This window comes from Nonomuraea maritima (assembly GCF_900100395.1).
Lineage (GTDB): Bacteria > Actinomycetota > Actinomycetes > Streptosporangiales > Streptosporangiaceae > Nonomuraea > Nonomuraea maritima.
Window position 1 is genome coordinate 156,108 of sequence record NZ_FNFB01000001.1, and the last position, 20,193, is coordinate 176,300.

The window sequence follows — 20,193 nt, forward strand, 5'->3', positions numbered from 1 at the left end:
TGGCTGCCGTGCGGCTCTCTGCGGTAGGACTGTGGCGTGGAATCCGACTTAGGTATCCGTCTCTTCCGCACGATCGGCTTTGTGGTCCGGCTGGTGTTGCTGCTCGCCCTGATCGGTGGGCTGGTGGTCACGAGTACCGCGTCGTTGCCGTCGCCTCGGACTCTGGAGCAGTTCCGTGGCGCGGCGCTGGCCGGTCGGATCGACCAGGTCAACTACTGGGTGGGCGACTCACGGCAAGTGATGTCCCTGGAGTGGTCGGAGTCGCCACTGGCCTGGTATCGCGTGGACGGGCGGATCAGAGACAGCGAGGGACCGTACACGGTTGATCGGCTCGCGGCCGATTTTCGCCACGTCTTCGACCAGCCGTACGTGGTGGTGCAGGAGCCGGGCACGGAGTCCTCCGCCAAGGGCATCATCCCCGACTGGCCCTTCGACGTTCCCGGCGGCTGGTGGATCGCCGGAGCCTGGGTGCTGGCCTTCTTCGTCATGCTCGGCTCCACGCCGCGCCTGGCCAACCGGTGGGCGTGGTTCTGGCTGTTCACCGTCGGCCAGATCGGGGCGCTGCTCCACCTCGTACTGGAGCCCAGGCCCTTGTGGCGAGGTCCCGGTGAAGGGACCCCGCGTGCCAAGCGTGTGGACGGGAGCAGCGGGTGTGGTTACTCGATCCTGCTGGCCGTCGTCACCACGACCGCAGGGGTGGGAATCGCGTGGATCGTCGGACGGGTTGTGGGGTGACGGGTGCAGCTGGGCGCGGGGTCGAGGGGCGGATAGTGTTCGACGAAGTTGACTGACCCGCCAGATATCGCCGAGAGGTTCCGTATGCCGCGTCCCAGTGTCGAGGTCGAACGCCGCGAGCAGATCCTGCGCGCCGCCTGCGAGGTGATCGCAGAGGTCGGGCTGCGGTCCATGCGGATCTCCGACGTGGCCAGACGGGCCGGCACGAGCAGCGGCACCGTTCACTACTACTTCGCCAGCAAGCGCGAGGTCGTGCACGCGGCCTTCGAGGACAACTTCCAGCGCTCGATCGACCGCCGGCGGCCGATCTTCGAGGGCGAGGACGACCCGCGGGCCAGACTGCTCGCCTTCGTCCGGTCGTACCTGCCGGTGGGCGAGGAGACCGTACGGGCCTGGCGCGTCTGGATGGAGCTGTGGAGCGAGGCGCTGCGCGAGCCCGAACTGCAGGACCTCAACGAGCGCGTCTACGGCGAGTGGCGGCGCTTCGTGGCGGCCGTGATCCGCGACGGGCAGACGCTCGGCCTGCTGCGCGAGGGTGACGCGGTCGAGTACGCCAACCGGCTCATCGGCATGATCGACGGGCTGGCCATCCAGGTGCTGGTGGGCTCGCGCAGCATGACCGTGGAGCGGATGAGCGCGGTCTGCGAGGGCTTCCTCGCGGAGCTCGAGCAGAAGTAGACGAAGGGTTCGTCACGCGGATCGTGCAGAGGAAGGCGATGGGTTCGTCGCGCAGATCGTGCGGAAGGCGAGGGCTCGTCGGCGCAGCTCCAGCAGGAGTGAGCGAAGGTTTCCCGAGCGGAAGAGAGCGTTGACATATCGGGGTGATGTGGGACACAGTGCTTCGATAAATAACTGGCGCGCCAGTCAAATATGGAGGCGGCATGTCACGCAGAGGGATCGCACTCGCGGTGACCGGGTTGCTCGTGCTCACCGCCTGCGGCGGCGGCCACGCCGCGAGCGGTGACGGGAAGCAGCTCACCGTCGTCATGTGGGGCGGCGACGACCAGAAGAAGGCGGTCGCGGCCTACGTCGAGCCGTGGGCGAAGGCCAACGGCGTGACGGTCAAGCAGGACTCCCCCACCGACTACGCCAAGTTCCGTGCCCAGGTGGAGTCGAAGAAGGTGAGCTGGGGCGTCGTCGAGGTCGAGCCGAACTTCGCGGTCACGGCCTGCGAGAACGGCTGGGCGGTCAAGCTCGACCCGGCCAAGGTCGACATGTCCAAGGTCAAGAAGGAACTCGTCAGCGAGTGCGCCGCGCCGCTGCTCGAGTACGCCTTCACCATCGCCTACAACACCAAGGCGTACTCCGCCGAGAACCATCCGAAGACGTGGGCCGAGTTCTTCGACACCGCGAAGTTCCCCGGCAAGCGCGGCTTCTGGAAGTACGCCACGGGCGCGATGTTCGAGGCGGCCCTGCTGGCCGACGGAGTGCCCGCCGACCAGCTCTACCCGCTCGACATCGACCGGGCCTTCAAGAAGCTCGACACCATCAAGAAGGACATCGTCTTCTACGAGACGGGCGAGCAGCAGCAGCAACTCGTCTCCAGCGGCGAGGTGCCGCTGATCCAGGCGTGGAACGGCCGTATCTTCGCCGCCGCCGAGGACGGCCAGCCGGTGGCCAACGAATGGAACCAGCACCTGCTGTCCTACGACCAGGTCGTCATCCCGGCCGGATACCGCGACACCGCCCTCGCGCAGGAGTGGCTGAACAACTTCCTCGCCGACGCCAAGGGCCAGGCCGACTACGCCAACCAGAGCGCGTACGCGCCGGTCACCCCCGAGGCCCTGCAGTACGTCCAGCCCGACGTGCGCCGCGAGCTGCCCACCGAGCACGAGGACCAGCGCGCGGCGATCGTCGACTACACCTACTGGGCCGAGCACTACGACGAGGTCACCGAGCGCCTGAACGAGTGGATGGCCCAGTGACGGGCGAAGCGGTCACCGGGCGGCGCCTGCCCGACGGGTGGGGCTTCCTGGTGCTGCCGCTGGTGGCTTTTCTGCTCGTGGTCTTCGTCCACCCGCTGATCTCCGTGCTGGCGCGCAGCCTCAGCGACCCGGAGCCTGGCCTCGGCAACTACGCGGCCTTCTTCGACTCGCCGGTGTACCTGGACGTCCTGGTCAACACGTTCGTCGTCGCGGGGCTGGTCACGCTGGTGACGCTGGTGCTCGGCTTCCCCTACGCCTACCTCATGACGCTGGCCACGCCGTTCTGGCGGGGCGTGCTGATGGCCGCGGTGCTGGTGCCCTTCTGGACCAGCCTGCTGGTGCGGACGTTCGCCTGGGTGCTGATCCTGCGGGACACCGGCGTGGTCAACGAGGTCATCGGCGCGCTCGGCGGGCAGCCCGTGCCGCTGCTGCGCAACCTGGCCGGCGTGTTGATCGGGATGGTCCAGGTGATGCTGCCGTTCGCGGTCCTGCCGATCTACGCGACCATGCGCGGCGTCGACCGCAGGCTGCTGCAGGCGGCCGAAGGGCTGGGCGCCCGGCCGGCGTTCGCGTTCTGGCGGGTCTACGCGCCGCTGACCCTGCCCGGCGTGGCCGCCGCGACGCTGCTGGTGTTCGTCTCCTCGCTCGGCTTCTACGTCACGCCCGCGCTGCTCGGCGGGCCCCAGAACGTCATGATCGGCGAGCTGATCGTGCAGCAGCTGTCCGGGGTGCTGCGCTGGGGCTTCGCCTCCGCGCTGGCGGTCATCCTGCTCGTGGTGACCGGGGTGCTGTTGCTGCTGGCCGCGCGGGTGGTCGACCTGCGGCGGATGATCGGAGGCGGCCGATGAGACCGGCCAGGGTCGCCCTGTGGGCGCTCGCCGCGCTGACCGCGCTCTACCTGGTGCTGCCGGTCTTCGTCGTGGTCCCCATGTCGTTCTCGGACAGCGCATTCCTGGAGTTCCCGCCGCAGGAGTGGTCCCTCCGCTGGTACGAGAACTTCTTCACCGACCTCACCTGGCTCGACAGCACGATCGCCAGCCTGCAGATCGCCGTTCAGGTGACGCTGCTGTCGCTCGTGCTGGGCACGGCGGCCGCGCTCGGCATGGTCAGGGGCCGCTATCCGCTCAGAGCGCTGGTGTCGGGGCTGGTCATGGCGCCCGTGCTGGTTCCGTACGTGATCGTCGGGCTGGCGGTCTACGCCGTGTTCCTCCAGCTGGGTCTCACCGAGACGGCGCTGGGATTCGTGCTCGTGCACACCGCGCTGGCGGTGCCGTACGTCGTGATCACCGTGTCGTCGGCGCTGATGTCGTTCGACCGGCGGCTGGAGCACGCGGCGATGGGCCTGGGGGCGGGGCCGGTGACCACGTTCGCCACGGTGACGTTGCCGCTGATCGCGCCGAGCCTGGCGGGCGGCGCGGTGTTCGCGTTCGTCACGTCCTTCGACGAGGTCGTCACCAGCGTGTTCCTGTCCGGTCCCGATCTCACGACCCTGCCGGTGCAGATGTGGTCGGGGGTACGGGTGCAGATCGATCCGACGGTGGCGGCGGTGTCGAGCATGCTGCTCCTCGTCACGCTGTCGCTGTTCGCCGGCGCCGGGGTGGCCCGGCTGGTCCGCAGGAGGAAAGCATGAACGAGACCGGCGGCTCGGTGGACGTGCTCGGCGTGGGCAAGACCTACGGCCAGGCCGTGGCGCTCGACGACGTGACGCTGCACGTGGAGCCGGGCGAGTTCATGACGCTGCTGGGCAGCAGCGGCTCTGGCAAGTCGACGCTGCTGAACGTGGTCGCCGGGTTCACCCGGCCGACGTCCGGCTCGGTCACGGTGGACGGCCGCGACATCACGCACGACCCGCCGTACAAGCGGGATCTCGGCATGGTCTTCCAGCACTACGCGCTGTTCCCGCACATGAGCGTGGCCGAGAACGTGGCGTTCCCGCTGCGCCGCAGGCGCGTGCGGGGCGCGGAGCTGACGCGGCGGGTGGACGAGGCGCTCGACGTGGTGGAGCTGGGCGGCCTGCGCGACCGGCGGCCCGCCCAGCTGTCCGGCGGGCAGCAGCAGCGGGTGGCGCTGGCGCGGGCGATCGTGTTCCGTCCGCGCGTCCTGCTGATGGACGAGCCGCTCGGCGCGCTGGACAAGCGGCTGCGCGAGCAGCTGCAGCTGGAGATCAAGCGGCTGCACACCGAGCTGGGCATCACGTTCGTCTTCGTCACGCACGACCAGGACGAGGCGCTGACCATGTCCGACCGGATCGCGCTGCTGCGCGACGGGCGCGTGGTGCAGGTCGGCACGCCGGCCGACCTCTACGACCGGCCCGCCTCCCGGTACGTCGCCGAGTTCCTCGGCGAGTCGAACCTGCTGCCCGCCGCCAACGACTCGGAAGCCCTTCTGGTGCGTCCGCAGGACGTGCGCCTCAGCCGGCCGGGCGCCGACCTGCCCGCCGGCGACCACGCCCACGACGGCAAGGTCACCGAGGTCATCTACCTCGGCAGCGGCCTGCGCGTGGAGGTGGAGCTGCGCTCGGGCGGCCGGCTGATCGCCCGCACCGGGACCCGGCTCGACCCGGTGCCACGGCCCGACGACGAGGTGGTCGTGCACTGGCGCCAGCAGGACTGCGTCACCGTTCCCGCCTGAGCGTTCCGGAGAGGATGCATGGTGCGTTCCATGAAAGACGGCCTCGATCAGACGTCCGAGCAGCGCGAGTTCGTCGCCCTCGCGCGCGACTTCGCGCTGCGCGAGATACGGCCGCGCGCCCGTGAGGTCGACGATGCCGACCACGAGTCGCCGCTGGACCTGTGGGCCAAGGCGGCCAAGCTGGGGCTGACGTCGTTCATGCTGCCGGAGGAGTACGGCGGGGGCGGCGTCGGCGACCTGGTGACCCAGGCGCTGGTGACCGAGGAGCTCTGCTACGGCGACATCGGCATCGGCAACCTGCTCACCTCCAACGGGTTCTTCGCCGGCCCGGTCGAGGCGCTCGGCTCGCCGGAGCAGCGGCGTCGCTGGCTCACCCCGCTGACCGGCGACGATCCGCCCATGACGGCGCTCGCGGTGACCGAGCCGGCCGTCGGCTCTGACGCGGCGGCCCTACGGACCCGGGCGGTGCGCGACGGCTCCGGCTACGTGCTCAGCGGCCAGAAGACGTGGATCTCCAACGCTCCCTACGCGCGCTACATCGTCGTCTTCGCCACGGTCGACCCGGCGCTGCGCTCGCGCGGCGTCACCGCGTTCGTGGTCGAGCGCGACATGCCCGGACTGCGGGTCGGGCGCGCCCTGCCGAAGATGGGGCAGCGGGCGATCGTCAGCGCGGAGGTCTTCCTCGACGACGTACGGGTGCCGGCGGAGAACCGGCTGGGCGAGGAGGGGCAGGGCTTCTACGGGCTGATGCGTACCTTCGACGCCTCCCGGATCCTCATCGCGGCCGCCTGCGCCGGGCTGTGCCGCGCCGCGCTGGACACGGCGCTGCGGTACGCCAGGGAGCGCGAGCAGTTCGGCAAGCCGATCATCGAGCACCAGGCCGTGGCCTTCCGGCTGGCGGACATGGCGGCCAGGACCGACGCCGCGCACCTGCTGGCCATGCGCGCGGCCCGGGTGTTCGACGCCGGCGAGCCCGCCACGCAGGAGGCGGCGATCGCGAAGCTGGTCGCCTCCGAGAACGCCATGTGGTGCACGTGGGCCGCGCTGCAGACGCACGGCGGCTGGGGGTACTCGCGCGAGTTCCTGCTGGAGAAGTGGATGCGCGACGCCAAGCTGGAGGAGATCGAAGAGGGCACGTCCGACATCCAGCGCCTGATCATCTCCCGGTCCCTGGCGAAGTCCGGGGCGATGTGAAGGCGTTCTCCGATCCGGCGTCCGTGGCCGTGGTGGGCGCGTCGGCCGACCCGGCGAAGTGGGGATACTGGCTGGCCAGGGGCGCTCTGCGGGGCGCGCACCGGCGCAAGGTGCACCTGGTGAACCGGTCAGGTGCGGTCATCGACGGCATCGCCACCGTACCCCGCCTGCGGGACCTGCCTGAGCCGCCCGAGCTGGCGGTGCTCTGCGTGCCCGCCGCGACCGTGCCCGAGGTGGTCGAAGAGGCGCTCGACCTCGGCGTACGCGCCTTCGTCTGTATCACCGCCGGCCTCGACCCGGCACGGGAGACGGCACTGGCCGGGCGGATCCGCGCGGCGGGCGCCCGGCTGATCGGTCCCAACTGTCTCGGCGTCTACGACTCCATGACCGCGCTGGAGCTGGCCTGGGGGAACTTCACCCCGGGCGCGCTCGGCATCGTCTCGCAGTCGGGTCAGCTCGGCCTCGAGCTGGCCGGGCTGGCGGGCGAGGCGGAGGTGGGCGTGTCGCGGTTCGTCTCGGTGGGCAACCAGGCCGACGTCACCGCCGCCGACGTGCTCGCCGACCTGGCCGGGCACGACCGCACCGAGGTGGTGGTGCTCTACCTGGAGAGCTTCCAGGACGGCAGGGCACTGGTGGACACCCTCGCCGGGCTGCGCGAGCGCGGCAAGCCGGTGATCGTGCTGACCGTGGGCGCGAGCGCGGCGGGGCAGGCGGCGGCACGCTCCCACACCGGGGCACTGACCGCGGGCACCGAGGTGGTGCGGGCGGCCTGCCGGGCGGCCGGCGCGGTCCTGGTCGAGACCCCGGCGCAGGCGGTGGACGTCGCCCAGCTGCTGCTGGACGCGCCCGCCCCGGTCGGGCGGCGGATCGCGGTGGTCGGGGACAGCGGCGGGCAGGGCGCGGTGGCCGCCGACGTGCTGAGCAGGAACGGCCTGGAGCTGCCGGAGCTCGGGGCGGTGGCGTCCAGGGTGGCGGCACTGCTCCCGCCCGGCGCCGGCGTCCGCAACCCCATCGACCTCGCGGGCGCGGGCGAGCGGGACCTCAGCACCTACTCGACGCTGGTGGACCTGCTGCTGGAGAGCGGGGAGGTGGACGGGGTGGTGCTGACCGGCTATTTCGGCTCGTACGGGGCCGACGCGCCGTCGCTGGAGCCCGCCGAGCTCGCCGTGGTCGACGCGGTGGGCGCCGTGGCGGCCCGGCACGGGCGGCCGGTGATCGTGCACAGCATGAGCCGCGACTCGGTGGCCGTGCGGGCGCTGCGGGAGCACGGCATTCCCACATACGCGACGATCGACCAGGTGGGCTGGTCGCTGGGCCTGGCCACCGAGCTGGCGGTCACGCGGCCGCGCGCCACGGACCACGTACCGGCGGCTCCGGGAGAGGAGCGTGCGGCGCTCGACTATCTCGCCGCGCGGGCCGTGCTCGCCGGGTGCGGCGTGCGCTATCCGGCGGCCGCCGCGGTGAGCGGGCTCGATGACGTGCGGGCCGCTGCCGGGCGGCTGCGGCCGCCGTACGTGCTCAAGGCCGCGTGGCTGGCGCACAAGACGGAGTCCGGCGGCGTCGTGACCGGGCTGGACGGCCCCGAGGCGGCTGCCACGGCCCTGGCCGACCTCATCGGACGGCTCGGCGCGGGCGCGTACGTGCTCGAGGAGATGGACACCAGGCCGGGCACGGTCGAACTGATCGTGGGCGGCCGTCGTGACCCGTCGTTCGGGCCGCTGGTCCTGGTCGGGGCGGGCGGCACGGCGAGCGAGCTCTACCGCGACGTCGCCGTGGAGCTCGCGCCGGTCACCGTGGAGGTGGCCGGGGAGATGCTGCGCAGGCTGGCGGCGTACCCACTGCTGACCGGCTGGCGGGGCGCGCCCGCGACGGATGTCCGGGCGGTCGCCGAGGTGGTCGCGGCGGTCTCCGAGCTGATCGCCGGACGGCCCGACATGGCGGAGTGCGAGGTCAACCCGCTGCTGGCGGGACCGGACGGGGTGGTGGGCGTGGACGCTCTGGTGGTGCCGCGATGACGGACGCGCTCAGCGGCGGGCACGTCCTGGTCAGGGCGCTGGCCGCGCACGGGGTGGACACCGTGTTCGGCATCCCGGGCACGCACAACCTGGAGATCTACGCGGCGCTCGCGGCGCACGGCGTGCGGCACGTCGGCACCCGGCACGAGCAGGGGGCGGGCTACGCCGCCGACGGCTACGCGCGCGTGACAGGGCGGCCGGGGGTCGCCGTGGTGACCTCGGGACCGGCCACGCTCAACGCGGCGGCCGCGGTCGGGCAGGCGTACTCGGACTCGGTGCCGGTGCTGCTCGTCTCCCCCGGCGTGCCGCTGCGTCACCCCGGCAGGGGGAACGGGCTGCTGCACGAGACCAGGGACCAGAGCCGCGCGATGGACGCGGTGGCCGCCTACAGCCACCGGGTGACCAGCGTCGCCGAGATCCCGGTGGCCGTCGCGCAGGCGTTCGCGACGATGACCTCAGGACGGCCACGGCCGGTGCACCTGGAGATCCCGTACGACGTGCTGGAGGAGCGGGGGCGGGCGGCCGTGGCGGCGCCGCTCGCCCGCCCGGACCTCCGTCCCGCCCCGTCGGAGCTCGACGCCGCGGCGGCGCGGCTGCGGGCCGCCCGCCGCCCGATGGTCATCGCGGGCGGCGGGGCGCGCGACGCGGGCGACGAGCTGCGGGCCGTGGCGGAGCGGCTGGGCGCGCCGGTGGTCACCTCGGCCAACGGCAAGGGCGCGCTGCCCGACGACCACCCGCTCGCGCTCGGCGCCGGCCTGCATCTGGAGGCGGTGCGCGAGCTGGCCGATGAGTCGGACGCCGTGCTGGTCGTGGGCTGCGAGCTGGCGCCCTCCGACCTCTGGTACGGCCCGCTGCCCGTGGACGGCAAGGTGGTGCGGATCGACGTCGATCCCGTACAGATCATCACCAATGCCCTGCCGGACGTCGCCCTCACCGGGGACGCGGCGCTGACGCTGCGCGAGCTGCTCGCCCGGCTCGGCGACGCGGGGCCGACCGGCCGCTCGCCGGACGAGCGGGCGGCCCGGTGGCGCGGGCGCAAGGACGCGCAGGCCGCCCGTGAGGGTGAGCCGTGGCTGTGGGTCGTGGAGGCCCTGGCCGAGACGCTCGGCCAGGACGGCGTGCTCGCCGGCGACAGCACCATGGCGTGCTACTACGGCGCGCTGGCCAACCTCCCGGCGTACGCGCCGCGCCGGTTCCTCTACCCGACCGGGTACGGCACCCTGGGCTACGGCCTGCCCGCCGCGATCGGGGCGGCGCTCGGCCGTCCCGGCGTGCCGGTGGCGGCGCTGCTCGGCGACGGCGGCGTGATGTTCACCGTGGCGGAGCTGGCCACGGCCGTGCAGCTCGGCCTCCCGCTCCCCGTCGTGGTGGTCGACAACGGCGGCTACGGCGAGATCCGCGCCGAGATGGCGGCGCGCCACGACCCGGTGCACGCGGTCGAGCTGCCGTCGCCTGACTTCCCGCTCCTGGCCCGGTCGCTCGGCGCCGACGGCGTACGCGCCGACGACCGCGAGACGCTGCGCGCGGCCCTGGCCGGGGCGCTGACGAGCGAGCGCCCCACCGTCATCCACGTACGTGAGAAAGGCAGCACGTGAGCCTACTGGAGATCACCTGGACCGACCCGGTCACCGCCCGCCACGGCTACGTCGTCATCGACAGCCTGGTGCGCGGTGTCGCGAGCGGCGGGCTGAGGCTGCGCGAGGGCTGCTCGCTGGAGGAGGTACGCGGTCTGGCCCGCGGCATGTCGCTCAAGGAGGCGCTGGTCTACGTGCCCGGCGACCGCTACGTGCCGCTCGGCGGGGCCAAGGGCGGGATCGACATCGACCCGAACAACCCCGACTCCCCCGCGGTGCTGCGCCGCTTCCTCACCGCGGTCCTACCCGTGGTGCGCGAGCAGTGGAACACCGGCGAGGACTTCGGCATCAAGCAGGAACTGCTCGACGAGGTGACCGCCGACCTGGGCCTGTCCTCCACCGTCGAGGCGGCGTTCGCGCTGCTCGACGACCAGGCGGCGGCGCGCGAACGGCTGCGCGCCGCGATGGCGACGGTGGTCGACGGCGTGCCGCTGGCCGACCTGGTCGGCGGGTACGGCGTGGCGGAGGCGGCACTCGCGGTCGCCCGCTGGCACGGGATCGAGCCGGCGTCCGCGGTCGTGCAGGGCTTCGGCTCGATCGGCGGGGCCACGGCCCGGTACCTGCGCCGGGCGGGCGTCCTGGTGGTGGCGGTCGCCGACCGTGACGGGCTCATGGCGTGCGAGGACGGCCTCGACGTGGAGGCGATGCTGCGCGCGCGGGACGGGCGCGGCGTCGTCGACCGCTCGTGCCTGCGGCCGGGCGACAGGACCGGGCCGGGCGCGCAGTGGCTGGACGTCCCGGCCGACCTGCTGGTTCCCGCGGCGATGTCGTACGTGATCGGCACTTCTGAGGCGGCCAGGGTGCGCGCGAGGATCGTGGTGGAGGGCGCCAACCTGCCGACCCTGCCGGAGGCCGAGACGCTGCTGATCGGCCGGGGCATCCCGGTCGTGCCGGACTTCCTGGCCAACGTCATGACGAACGCCTGGTGGTGGTGGGTGGTGTTCGGCGACATCGAGCCCACGGCGGAGGCGGCGTTCGCCAAGATCTCCTCGACGATGCGGCGGCTGGCCGGCGCGATCACCGGCGACTCCGCCGGCCTGTCACTCCGCAAGTCCGCACTGGCCCTTGCCGAACGCAACGCGGCCCTCATCGCGTCCCGTCATCCGCACTAGGCGACACGCAGATCCGTGACGCGTTGTCGACCCGCCGGGTGCGGCCCTGGGCGTCGAGGTACTCGAGCAGCGGTAGGGCGACGCGGCGGCTCGTCCCGAGGGCCGTCCGCGCCTGACTCACCGTGAAGGGCGCGGGCAGCTCGCTCAGCACGTCCACCGCCAGCTCCGGCGCCTCCGGCAGGAGGACGACGTTCCTCGCGACGGGCAGCAACGCCGCCGCCCGCACGGCCGCCGCGAGGCGAGCGCCGGTCAGCTGGAGTTCGGCCAGGCGTTCGGCGGTGGGGGCGTCGAAGGGGCGACCCGCGAGTTCGGCGCGCAGCCGGGCGACCGCCTTCTCGACCTGGGGCGGCATGGACGCGTGGTCGCCGCTGAGGATCACCCCTGCTCTGATGGTCAGCGGCTCGGCGACGAGCGCCCGTGCCAGCCGCCGGTCGGGCAGGCCGAGCAGCCGGGCGGCGGCGTCCACGGTGATGCCCTGGTCGCGGTGCGCCACCTGCTCCGCCAGGTTGCGGCGGAGCTCGGACCAGTGGCCTGGGTCGGCGAACCAGTCTCCCGCCACCGGCCGTCCAGCGGGCTCGGCCCCCATCGCGGTCAGCTCGGCCCGGCTCAGCAGTCCGTGCCAGCGCAGCAGGTCGGCCGCGGTGGGCACGGTCACCCCCGCGAGGGCGGCCCCGCGGGCCGCCGCGGCTCCCCGGCGCCGCAGGGGCGCGGGCCGCACGTCGAGGACGCGCACGCCCGCCACGATCATCCGGCGGCCGGGATCGCGAAGCAGCCCACGGTCACCGGCCCTGAGCGGCATGGGCCGGGCGAGGGTGAGGCGAGCCGTGTCCACGCCCAAAGGGCGCAGCCGAGCCGGGACGGCGGCGGAACCGAGATGGAAGAGGAGGTCCCCGCGCAGGTCCCCGCTGAGGTCTCCGCCGGCCTCCAGTCGTACGTCCGCCGACTCGGTGGTGAGCCATGCGTCCGGGGTCAGCAGCGCGGTGCCACGGGACAACGTGTCGCGATCGGCGCCCCTGACGTTGATGGCGACGCGAGCCGTCGCCGGCACCGCCTCCCTCCGCCGGTTGAGTGTCTGAAGGCCACGGACCTGCACCCGGTCCGGCCCGGCGAGCAGTTCGTCGCCCACCCGCACCGTGCCGTGCGTGAGCGTGCCGGTGACGACGGTTCCTGCCCCGGTGATGGTGAACACCCGATCGATCCACAACCGCACCGGGCCGTCCCTGCGCGGTTCGGGGAGCTCGGCCGCGAGCCGGTCGAGCGCGGCGGACAGCTCGGGCAGGCCCTGCCCCGTCAGGCCGCTGACGGCGACCGCGTCGATCTCCGACAGGGTCGTCCCTTCCAGGTGGAGGCGGGCCTCCTCCTGGGCGGGTCCCGGGTCGGCGAGGTCGGCGTGGGTGACCACCAGCAGGCCGTGCCGTACGCCCAGGGCGTGCAGGGCGGCCAGGTGCTCGGCGGACTGGGCCCGCCACCCCTCGTCCGCCGCGACGACGAACATGACCGCGGGGCACGGGCCGGCACCGGCGAGCATGTTGGTGACGAACCGCTCGTGGCCGGGGACGTCGACGAACGCCACCTGCCGGCCCGACTCGAGCGCGGTCCAGGCGAAGCCGAGGTCGATGGTCATGCCCCGGCGTCGTTCCTCGGCCCAGCGGTCGGGTTCCATTCCGGTGAGCGCTCGTACCAGGGTCGACTTGCCGTGATCGACGTGCCCGGCGGTGGCGATCACCCACATGGGACCCCTCGGATGAGATCTGGCGGAGGCGGACGGGAATCGAACCCGCCGCGCCGAGCTGCTCGACGCCATCGGTTTTGAAGACCGAGAGGGCCACCAGGCACCCGGACGCCTCCGTTCGCGATCTTAGCCGCGTCCGGTCCGCTGTTGAAGATCTTTTCCAGTGATGACCACGGCGTTGAACAGGTCCTCGTCGTCCTCGGCGGCCACGGCTCGCAGGTCGAGGAAACAGCGGCCCTGCTCCACCCGGGCGAGCACGGGCGGCTCCGCCAGCCGCAGCGGCCCCGCGAGCTCGGCGTCGAGCGCGACGGCCGCGCTGGGCAGCATCACCCCGGGGGCGCTCCCACCGCCGACCGTGGCGGCGCTCGCGACGGCCTCCGCTCGCAGCCCCGCCTCCGCGAGCCGTGCGGCGAGCGCCTCGGCACGGCGGCGCAGCCGGACGGGGTCGGCGTGGAGGGCGGCGGACGTCGGTGTGGAAGGGGCGCCCAGCGTCGCCTCCAGCGCGGCGAGCGTGAGCTTGTCGACCCGCAGCGCCCGGGCCAGCGGATGCCTGCGCAGCCGCTCCACCAGGTCGGCGCGGCCGAACAGCAGGCCGCACTGGGGCCCGCCAAGCAGCTTGTCGCCGCTCGCGGTCACCAGGTCCGCGCCGCGTGCGAGCCAGGTCGCCGCGTCGGGCTCGTCCGGCAGCAGCGGCTCGGGCCGGAGCAGGCCGGAGCCCGCGTCGGCCACCAGGGGGACATGGGTGCGGGCGCAGAGCCCGGCCAGGTCCGCGATGCCGGGAGTCCCGGCGAACCCCTCGATCCGGTAGTTGGAGGGATGGACCTTCAGCACGAACCCGGTGTCCTGGCCGATCGCCCTGGCGTAGTCGTCCACTGTCGTCCGGTTGGTCGTGCCGACCTCGCGCAGCCGTGCTCCCGTGGACACGAGCAGGTCAGGAAGACGGAAGCCGTCACCGATCTCGACGAGTTCGCCCCGGCTGATGACGATTTCCCTGCCCGCGGCGAGCGCGGTCGCGGCCAGGGCGAGCGCGGCGGCGTTGTTGTTGACGACGTGGACGGCCTGCGCGGCCGGCACCGCCGCGGCCAGTGCCGCCAGCGCGCCGCGCCCCCGGCGGCCCCGGCGGCCGTTCGCGAGGTCGAGTTCGATGTCGGTGGTGCCCGCGGCGACGCGCACCGCCTCCACCGCAGCCTCCGGCAGGCGTGCGCGGCCCAGATTGGTGTGCAGGATGACCCCGGTGGCGTTGACGACCCGGCGCGGACCGCCTGCGGGCAGTGACGCCAGTGCCGTCTCCGCGACCTCGCCGGGGGCGATCGTTCCCTGCCTGGCCAGGCGCTGCGCCTCGGTGATGACGGCCTTGACCCTGGCATGCCCGAGCCGCAGCAGCGCCTGCGCGAACCTCTGGTCTGCGAGTACGGCGTCGGTACGAGGGATGAGGCGGCGCGGATCCGTCATGATCCGGACTTACACCATGATCAACGGATATGTACATTACGATCATGCAGCGATTGACGCACTACGCGCAGGGCGGCGGCTGCGCCTGCAAGATCCCGGCCGGCGAGCTGGAGAGCGTGCTCGCGGGCTTCGGCGCGGTGCCGCCCGACGATCCGCTGGGCGAGCTGCTGATCGGCACGGAGACGGGTGACGACGCGGCGGTCGTCCTGGTCCAGGGCGACACCGCGATCGTGAGCACCGCCGACTTCTTCACGCCGGTCGTCGACGACGCCTACGACTGGGGCAGGATCGCCGCCGCCAACGCGCTCTCGGACGTCTACGCCATGGGAGGGCGGCCGCTCGTCGCCCTCAACGTGCTGTGCTGGCCCCGGGAGGGCCTGCCGTACGAGATCGCCAGGGAGGTGCTGCGGGGTGGCGCGGACGTCGCGCGGCAGGCCGGGTGCCACGTGGCGGGCGGGCACAGCGTGAACGGGCCCGAGCCCATGTACGGCATGGCGGTCACCGGTCTCGCCGACCCGGCACGGCTGATGCGCAACGACGCCGGCCGCCCCGGGCTGCCGCTGTCGCTGACCAAGCCCATCGGCTCCGGCGTGCTGAACAACCGGCACAAGGCCACGGCCGAGGTGTTCCCGCAGGCGATCGAGGTCATGACCCGGCTCAACGCCGACGCGGGCCACGCCGCGCTCGAAGCCGGCGTACGGTGCGCCACCGACGTCACCGGCTTCGGCCTGCTGGGCCACCTGTACAAGCTCGCCCGGGCCTCCGGCGTCACCGCGGTGGTCGACGCGGCGGCCGTCCCGCTCATCGACGGCGCCCGTGAGGCCGTGCGAGACGGCTACGTCCCCGGAGGTTCACGCCGCAACCTGGACTGGGTGGCCCCGCACACCGACATCGGGACGACCGACGAGGAGACGCTCCTCCTGCTCGCCGACGCGCAGACCTCCGGGGGCCTGCTGATCGCCGGCGAGATCCCGGGAGCTCCGGTGATCGGGGAGCTGATCCCCCGCGAGGACCACACCGTCCTGATCCGCTGACCTCCGGCCGCCGTCCACGACCAGGTGTACGAGCCTGCGCCCCTCCGGGACGGGAATGACGGGAGGGTGCGGGAAGTCTTCGCCCACGAGGCGACGATCGTCATGGAGGAGCCCGGCGATGTGCGCGCCCCGGGCGCGGCCGTCACGCTGGCGCTGTGCGGATCCTGGGAGCACGAACCACCCTGCCCCCTCGCGCCGCACCACACGTCCGCCGACCGCCGGGGCGACAGGCTGCACGTACGCGTCCTGTTCGCCACGGCCCCCGAAGCGGAGGACGACGTACGGCGACGCATCGACGCCGCCCTCGCACGGGGAACGCTCGAAGGCCCGGACGGCACGACCACCCGATGGCGCCTCGTGCACACCGCCCCCACCCACCTGACCGCCGAGGAGCAGCCACACGCCGAGCGACTCAGACACGCCTGAACGCCGACGCCGGCTCCGCCGCGGAGCGAGCGGGGCGCGCGGGGTGCTTTCGCGGGTGCGGCCATGCCGTCCGGTCACCGTGCCTCGGGCGTGACGGTGGGTCGCGGGTGGCCGTCCGGTGGGGGGACGCAGACGGTGAGGGCCTTCGGGACGGCCTTGGCTTTGAGGTGGGTGGTGGGGGCGCGGTCGCCGCCGTCGAGTTCGTAGGTCATCGGGGCGCCCAGCCGGGCTGACACCTTTCTGGCACGGGTCACCCGGACGAACGGGGAGTCGGCGGAGGTGCCCGCGGTCATCCGGGCGAGTACCCGGGCCCACTGCAGCGGGCCCTCGGCGGTGGAGACGCCGACCTCGAGCCGGCCGTCGTCCGGACGGGCGCCGTCGAACGCCTCCACGCCGCCCGCGATCATGCTGACGTTGCCCAGCAGCAGGCAACTCGCCTCACCCTCGAACCACGTCGTCCCGTCGACCTTGATCGTCATCGGGACCAGCGGTTCCCCGACGTGCCGGACGGCCGCCATGACGTAGCCGAGCTTGCCGAGGCGCTTCTTGGTCCGGCCGTCCACGTCGGCGATCATCTCTGCCTCGAACCCGGCCCCCGCCATCACGGCGAAGTGCTCGCCGTTCAGCCGGCCCAGGTCGAGCTCGCGCCGCGGTCCGTGGCAGCCGATCCGTACGGCCTCGTCGAGGTCGGCGGGGATGCCGAGGTTGGCCGCGAAGAGGTTCGCGGTGCCGGCGGGGAGGATGGCCATCGGCACGCCGGAGCCCGCGAGCGCGTCGGCGCACCGTTGCACCATGCCGTCGCCGCCCCACACGAACACCAGCTCGGCCCCCTGGTCGAGGGCCTTGCGGACCTTCTTGGGCGCTTTCCTGCTCTTGTTCACCTCGTACCAGAGGAGGTTTCCGACGTTCTGCTCGGCGAGGAGGACGCGCAGCCGGTCCAGTCCTGCGCCGAGGGTCTTCTTGCGGTGCGCGACGACCGCCGTGGTGGGGGACATACGGCGCGGACTACCCGTGGTACTCGATCTCAGACGGGAATCTTCGCCTCCTGCCGGGGCAGCGGCGAAGGAATGCGGAACGCGAACGACCGTCTCGGGGTGAGGCCGGCGATCGCCGCCTCGGCGGTCGCGCTCTTCGTCGTCCCCTTCTGTCTCCTGCACGTCGTGGCGACGAGGCCGGTCAACGTTGTGGACGCGCGGGTCGCCGCGCAGCTGCACGCCTTCGCGCTCGCGCATCCTGGAGTGACGCGCCTGCTCATCGTGTGGACGGACGTGTTCGGCCCGTGGCCCTGGCGGGTCGCGGTCGTCGCCGTGGCGGCCTGGCTGGCGTACCGGGGCGCGACAGGGGCGGCCGTCTGGGCGGTCACCACCATGGTGGTGGGCGGGCTGCTCGGCTGGGCGCTCAAGATGGTCACCGCTCGGGGCAGGCCGCTGCTGCCGGACCCGGTGGCGCTCGCGCCCGGACCGTCGTTCCCTTCGGGGCACACGGTCAACGTGACGCTGGGCGCGGGGGTGATCGTCCTGCTGCTCCTGCCGATGCTGCCGCGCTGGGGGCGGCGGGTGGCCTGGGCGGTCGCGTGCTTCCTGGTGCTGACGGTCGGCGGTACGCGGATCGCGCTGGGCGTGCACTGGGTGAGCGACGTGGCAGGCGGGATCGTGCTGGGCGTCGCCGTGATCGCGGCCACGACGGCGACGTACGAGGGCCGGCGGCGGGAGGCGGGGCGCCGGCCCGCCGCGGTGTTGTCCGAAGGAGTGGCTCCCGAATCGGCGGAGGTGGTTCGTGTCCGGCGCTGAGCGCATCAAGTACTACGCGCAGACGATCTTAGGTCCGATGTTGCTGATGGCCGTGACCACGTACGGCGCGGGCACGCTCGTCTTCGCCCACCTCAGCGGCGAGGCGGCGGTGAGCCGGGCGGTGGCGGCCGGGCGTACGGCGCTGGGCAACGAGCTCACCGACCTCGGCAGCAGCCTGTCGGACACCCCTTACGTCGTGGCGCTCACCGCGCTGGCCGCGGTCGTCCTCAGGATGGTCCTGCGGCGGTGGCGCGAGTCGCTCTTCCTCGTCGCGGCGGTGTGGAGCCAGTCGCTGGTGTTCCTCGCCACCACCGAGGCCGTGGGACGACGGCGGCCGCCGGTGCCGCACCTGGACGAGGCGCCGCCGACCTCCAGTTTCCCGTCCGGGCACGTCAGCGCCGCCGTCGCGCTCTACTGCGGGCTCGCGCTCGTGCTGGCCACGCACGTGCGCAGCCGGGCGCTCCAGGCACTGATCTGGGTGGCCGGCGCGGCGGCCCCGGTGGCCGTCGGCGTCTCGCGCGTCTACCGGGGCATGCACTTCGTCAGCGACGTCCTGTGGGGGCTGCTGCTCGGGGCGGGCTGCGTCGCGATGGCGGCCTGGGCGATCCTGTACGGACGCCCCGGCCGGGACCGTCAGCGCTCCAGGTCGTGACCGTTCTCGTCGAGGTAGTCGCGCCAGGAGCGCTTCGGCTGCCAGCCGAGCAGCCGGTGCGCCTTGGCGCACGAGATGCCGGAGGCGTCGGGACGGGCCAGCGGGCGCAGCTGGATGCGGCCGCCGTGGTAGCGCCGCAGTACCTCGGCGAAGTCGTGGCCGCCCGCGTTGTCCGGCGAGGCGATGTAGAACACCTCGTGGCCGGGCAGGTTCGACTCGGTGGCCAGCACGATCGCGTCCGCGAGGTCGTAGACGTCGATGTAGCTCCACAGCCCCGCCCCGCTCTCGGAGGCGTCGCGCACCTGCGGGCCGAGGTTGCGCTCGTAGTTGCCCTCCCACTGCACCCAGCTCGGGCGCAGCGAGATGCACCGGATGTCGGAGCGGCGCACGGCGGCGTCCATGAGCTGCTCGCCGAAGTGCTTGGCCAGCGCGTACGGGTCCTGCGGCCGGATGGGGTGCTCCTCGTCGACCGGCGCGTAGTCGGGCACGAACGGACGCTCGGGGAAGAAGAAGCCGGGCACGGTCTCGCTGGAGATGTTCACGAACCGCGACACGCCGAGGCGTACCGCGGCCTCGATCATGTTGAACGTCGCCATGAGGTTGTTCTGGAACACCACGTGCGGCGGGTTGGCCGTGGGGTCGGGGATGGCGGCGGCGTGCACGACCGCGTCGGCGTCGCGGGTCACGGCGTACGCGGCTCCCGCGTCGGTCAGGTCGGCCTGCTGGTAGCGCGGTGCGTCGGGCTCCGACCGTTCCCACACGGGACGGGTCACGTCCACCGCGGTCACCTCGTGCCCGGCCTCGGCCAGCGCCTTGACCGCGGCGCTGCCGACCTTGCCGTGGGCTCCGGTCACAACCACGCGCATGAGTGCTCCTTGCGGGTCCTGGTGCGGACGTACCGGATCAATGTAACGCGGGGTCCTGAGGACGCCGCTGACGGGTTCCTGTGCCGCACACCATAATCGTCAGGATATCCTGACGATTATGACGTTGAAGCTGGCAGACATCCCCGACCATGAGGGTTTCGTCGCCCCGGTGCTCCCCGGCGGCGAGCTCTCCCCCTCCCCCAGCGCCTTCACCAAGGACTTCGTCGGCTACCAGGCCACGTGCTCCTGCGGATGGACCGACCGGCGCCGCTACCCGGCGACGCCGGAGGGCGCCAAGGAGGCGGAGTACCGGTGGTGGAGCCGGCACGCGGCGCCCACCAGCGCGCAGGCGCCGCCGAACTGGCTGGTCGTCAAGTCCGACCTGCTCTGCCGGCAGATCGTGAATCTCACGGGCGAACGTCCGCTCGCCGCCCTCGCGCTGCTCGCCCAGGTGGAGAGCTGGCAGCGCACGCTGCTCGACCAGGCCGTCACGGCGGCCAGGAAGAACGGCGCCTCCTGGGCCGAGGTGGGCCAGGCGATGGGCGTCTCCAAGCAGTCAGCCCACGAGCGGTTCAAGGACCACGTCGACGCGTGAGGGCCGGCTCAGCCGGAGCGGTCCAGGATGACGGCGAGGGTGGTCTCGCTGAGCAGGCGGTCCTCGTGGTCGCGCAGTTCGGCCCAGATGCCCTCCAGCGGGGCGGCCGCCTTGGGGAAGGGCCGTCCGACCGGGTCCACGCCCTCGGTGACGCGGATGACGTCGGCGAGGGCGATCCGGGTGGCCGGGCGGGCGAGCCAGTAGCCGCCGTCGGGTCCACGCTGGCTGTGGATGAGGCCGGCCCGGCGCAGCTGGAGCAGGATGTTGTCGCAGAACCGGCGGGGGATGTCCTGGGAGGCGGCGATCTGCTCGGCGCGCATGGGCCCGTCGGCGGACGCCAGGGCGAGCATGGCGCCGAGCGCGTACTGGGTACGTGCGGAGATTCTCATGGGCGTGGGCA

20 protein-coding genes and 1 tRNA gene are annotated in these 20,193 nt (G+C 72.8%); 15 read left to right on the forward strand and 6 right to left on the reverse strand.

Annotation, left to right across the window (positions count from 1 at the left end; all coding sequences use genetic code 11):
* Positions 1-36: 36 nt before the first annotated feature.
* The 10 genes from BLR04_RS00845 to BLR04_RS00890 all read left to right on the forward strand — a co-directional run bounded on the left by BLR04_RS00845 (position 37) and on the right by BLR04_RS00890 (position 11,246).
* Complete coding sequence (locus BLR04_RS00845) at positions 37-735, forward strand: hypothetical protein (protein ID WP_143021914.1); 699 nt, start codon at positions 37-39, stop codon at positions 733-735.
* Positions 736-819: 84 nt separating this feature from the next.
* The gene (locus BLR04_RS00850; protein ID WP_090758514.1) at positions 820-1,413 is read left to right on the forward strand and encodes a TetR/AcrR family transcriptional regulator; all 594 of its coding nucleotides are present in this window, start codon (positions 820-822) and stop codon (positions 1,411-1,413) included.
* A 203-nt stretch (positions 1,414-1,616) separates the two neighbouring features.
* On the forward strand, positions 1,617-2,660 hold the full coding sequence (locus BLR04_RS00855; protein WP_090758516.1) for an ABC transporter substrate-binding protein: 1,044 nt from the start codon (positions 1,617-1,619) through the stop codon (positions 2,658-2,660).
* Positions 2,657-3,508, forward strand: coding sequence for an ABC transporter permease (locus BLR04_RS40385; protein WP_090758518.1), 852 nt, complete (start codon positions 2,657-2,659; stop codon positions 3,506-3,508). The genes BLR04_RS00855 and BLR04_RS40385 overlap by 4 nt, the downstream gene beginning before the upstream one ends.
* The gene (locus BLR04_RS00865; RefSeq protein WP_090758520.1) at positions 3,505-4,290 is read left to right on the forward strand and encodes an ABC transporter permease; all 786 of its coding nucleotides are present in this window, start codon (positions 3,505-3,507) and stop codon (positions 4,288-4,290) included. The genes BLR04_RS40385 and BLR04_RS00865 overlap by 4 nt, the downstream gene beginning before the upstream one ends.
* Complete coding sequence (locus BLR04_RS00870; RefSeq protein WP_090758522.1) at positions 4,287-5,291, forward strand: ABC transporter ATP-binding protein; 1,005 nt, start codon at positions 4,287-4,289, stop codon at positions 5,289-5,291. The genes BLR04_RS00865 and BLR04_RS00870 overlap by 4 nt, the downstream gene beginning before the upstream one ends.
* Positions 5,292-5,321: 30 nt before the next feature.
* On the forward strand, positions 5,322-6,485 hold the full coding sequence (locus tag BLR04_RS00875) for an acyl-CoA dehydrogenase family protein (protein ID WP_245739925.1): 1,164 nt from the start codon (positions 5,322-5,324) through the stop codon (positions 6,483-6,485).
* Complete coding sequence (locus tag BLR04_RS00880; protein ID WP_090758526.1) at positions 6,482-8,500, forward strand: acetate--CoA ligase family protein; 2,019 nt, start codon at positions 6,482-6,484, stop codon at positions 8,498-8,500. The genes BLR04_RS00875 and BLR04_RS00880 overlap by 4 nt, the downstream gene beginning before the upstream one ends.
* The gene (locus tag BLR04_RS00885) at positions 8,497-10,095 is read left to right on the forward strand and encodes a thiamine pyrophosphate-binding protein (protein WP_090758529.1); all 1,599 of its coding nucleotides are present in this window, start codon (positions 8,497-8,499) and stop codon (positions 10,093-10,095) included. Before BLR04_RS00880 ends, BLR04_RS00885 begins: the two co-directional genes overlap by 4 nt.
* Positions 10,092-11,246 (forward strand): Glu/Leu/Phe/Val dehydrogenase dimerization domain-containing protein, encoded by a 1,155-nt coding sequence (locus tag BLR04_RS00890; RefSeq protein ID WP_090758531.1) that lies wholly within the window; start codon positions 10,092-10,094, stop codon positions 11,244-11,246. The genes BLR04_RS00885 and BLR04_RS00890 overlap by 4 nt, the downstream gene beginning before the upstream one ends.
* Here the strand turns inward: BLR04_RS00890 and selB are convergent.
* The 3 genes from selB to selA form a co-directional block, all read right to left on the reverse strand.
* On the reverse strand, positions 11,221-12,978 hold the full coding sequence (gene selB / locus BLR04_RS00895) for a selenocysteine-specific translation elongation factor (protein ID WP_090758533.1): 1,758 nt from the start codon (positions 12,976-12,978) through the stop codon (positions 11,221-11,223). The genes BLR04_RS00890 and selB overlap by 26 nt on opposite strands.
* Before the next feature lie 20 nt (positions 12,979-12,998).
* Positions 12,999-13,094, reverse strand: a tRNA-Sec gene (locus BLR04_RS00900).
* A 10-nt stretch (positions 13,095-13,104) separates the two neighbouring features.
* Positions 13,105-14,430: an L-seryl-tRNA(Sec) selenium transferase gene (gene selA / locus BLR04_RS00905; protein ID WP_090758535.1), complete on the reverse strand. Its 1,326-nt coding sequence runs from the start codon at positions 14,428-14,430 to the stop codon at positions 13,105-13,107.
* A 29-nt stretch (positions 14,431-14,459) separates the two neighbouring features.
* Between selA and selD the strand changes: the two genes are divergently transcribed.
* Positions 14,460-15,464 carry a selenide, water dikinase SelD gene (gene selD, locus BLR04_RS00910; RefSeq protein ID WP_090758537.1) on the forward strand — a complete coding sequence of 335 codons (1,005 nt, stop codon included), beginning with the start codon at positions 14,460-14,462 and terminating at the stop codon, positions 15,462-15,464.
* Between the two features lie 66 nt (positions 15,465-15,530).
* On the forward strand, positions 15,531-15,890 hold the full coding sequence (locus tag BLR04_RS00915) for a hypothetical protein (protein WP_090758539.1): 360 nt from the start codon (positions 15,531-15,533) through the stop codon (positions 15,888-15,890).
* A gap of 74 nt (positions 15,891-15,964) precedes the next feature.
* On the opposite strand, the gene BLR04_RS00920 is transcribed toward BLR04_RS00915, so the two are convergent.
* The gene (locus tag BLR04_RS00920; protein ID WP_090758541.1) at positions 15,965-16,885 is read right to left on the reverse strand and encodes a diacylglycerol/lipid kinase family protein; all 921 of its coding nucleotides are present in this window, start codon (positions 16,883-16,885) and stop codon (positions 15,965-15,967) included.
* A 99-nt stretch (positions 16,886-16,984) separates the two neighbouring features.
* Between BLR04_RS00920 and BLR04_RS00925 the strand changes: the two genes are divergently transcribed.
* Both BLR04_RS00925 and BLR04_RS00930 read left to right on the forward strand, forming a co-directional pair.
* Entirely contained in the window at positions 16,985-17,680 is a 696-nt protein-coding gene (locus BLR04_RS00925; protein WP_245739931.1) for a phosphatase PAP2 family protein, read from the forward strand.
* Positions 17,667-18,332 carry a phosphatase PAP2 family protein gene (locus BLR04_RS00930; protein WP_090758545.1) on the forward strand — a complete coding sequence of 222 codons (666 nt, stop codon included), beginning with the start codon at positions 17,667-17,669 and terminating at the stop codon, positions 18,330-18,332. Before BLR04_RS00925 ends, BLR04_RS00930 begins: the two co-directional genes overlap by 14 nt.
* Here BLR04_RS00930 and BLR04_RS00935 read toward each other — a convergent pair.
* Positions 18,314-19,198 carry an NAD-dependent epimerase/dehydratase family protein gene (locus tag BLR04_RS00935; protein WP_090758547.1) on the reverse strand — a complete coding sequence of 295 codons (885 nt, stop codon included), beginning with the start codon at positions 19,196-19,198 and terminating at the stop codon, positions 18,314-18,316. The two genes, BLR04_RS00930 and BLR04_RS00935, sit on opposite strands and share 19 nt — an antisense overlap.
* Before the next feature lie 118 nt (positions 19,199-19,316).
* On the opposite strand from BLR04_RS00935, the gene BLR04_RS00940 reads away from it, so the two are divergent.
* Positions 19,317-19,793, forward strand: a complete 477-nt coding sequence (locus BLR04_RS00940; RefSeq protein ID WP_090758549.1) for a hypothetical protein — start codon at positions 19,317-19,319, stop codon at positions 19,791-19,793.
* Positions 19,794-19,801: 8 nt separating this feature from the next.
* Here the strand turns inward: BLR04_RS00940 and BLR04_RS00945 are convergent, their stop codons facing one another.
* Positions 19,802-20,182, reverse strand: coding sequence for an RrF2 family transcriptional regulator (locus tag BLR04_RS00945; protein WP_090758551.1), 381 nt, complete (start codon positions 20,180-20,182; stop codon positions 19,802-19,804).
* Positions 20,183-20,193 lie beyond the last annotated feature (11 nt).

What these genes read in the sequence shown, in the direction of transcription:
- BLR04_RS00875 (WP_245739925.1), top strand. Translation starts at nt 5,322, where the DNA reads ATGAAAGACGGCCTCGATCAGACGTCCGAGCAGCGCGAGTTCGTCGCC.
- BLR04_RS00870 (WP_090758522.1), top strand. Translation starts at nt 4,287, where the DNA reads ATGAACGAGACCGGCGGCTCGGTGGACGTGCTCGGCGTGGGCAAGACC.
- selA (WP_090758535.1), bottom strand. Translation starts at nt 14,430, where the DNA reads ATGACGGATCCGCGCCGCCTCATCCCTCGTACCGACGCCGTACTCGCA.
- BLR04_RS00850 (WP_090758514.1), top strand. Translation starts at nt 820, where the DNA reads ATGCCGCGTCCCAGTGTCGAGGTCGAACGCCGCGAGCAGATCCTGCGC.
- BLR04_RS00885 (WP_090758529.1), top strand. Translation starts at nt 8,497, where the DNA reads ATGACGGACGCGCTCAGCGGCGGGCACGTCCTGGTCAGGGCGCTGGCC.
- selD (WP_090758537.1), top strand. Translation starts at nt 14,460, where the DNA reads ATGTACATTACGATCATGCAGCGATTGACGCACTACGCGCAGGGCGGC.
- BLR04_RS00935 (WP_090758547.1), bottom strand. Translation starts at nt 19,198, where the DNA reads ATGCGCGTGGTTGTGACCGGAGCCCACGGCAAGGTCGGCAGCGCCGCG.
- selB (WP_090758533.1), bottom strand. Translation starts at nt 12,978, where the DNA reads ATGTGGGTGATCGCCACCGCCGGGCACGTCGATCACGGCAAGTCGACC.
- BLR04_RS00855 (WP_090758516.1), top strand. Translation starts at nt 1,617, where the DNA reads ATGTCACGCAGAGGGATCGCACTCGCGGTGACCGGGTTGCTCGTGCTC.
- BLR04_RS00940 (WP_090758549.1), top strand. Translation starts at nt 19,317, where the DNA reads ATGACGTTGAAGCTGGCAGACATCCCCGACCATGAGGGTTTCGTCGCC.
- BLR04_RS00920 (WP_090758541.1), bottom strand. Translation starts at nt 16,885, where the DNA reads ATGTCCCCCACCACGGCGGTCGTCGCGCACCGCAAGAAGACCCTCGGC.
- BLR04_RS00945 (WP_090758551.1), bottom strand. Translation starts at nt 20,182, where the DNA reads ATGAGAATCTCCGCACGTACCCAGTACGCGCTCGGCGCCATGCTCGCC.
- BLR04_RS00865 (WP_090758520.1), top strand. Translation starts at nt 3,505, where the DNA reads ATGAGACCGGCCAGGGTCGCCCTGTGGGCGCTCGCCGCGCTGACCGCG.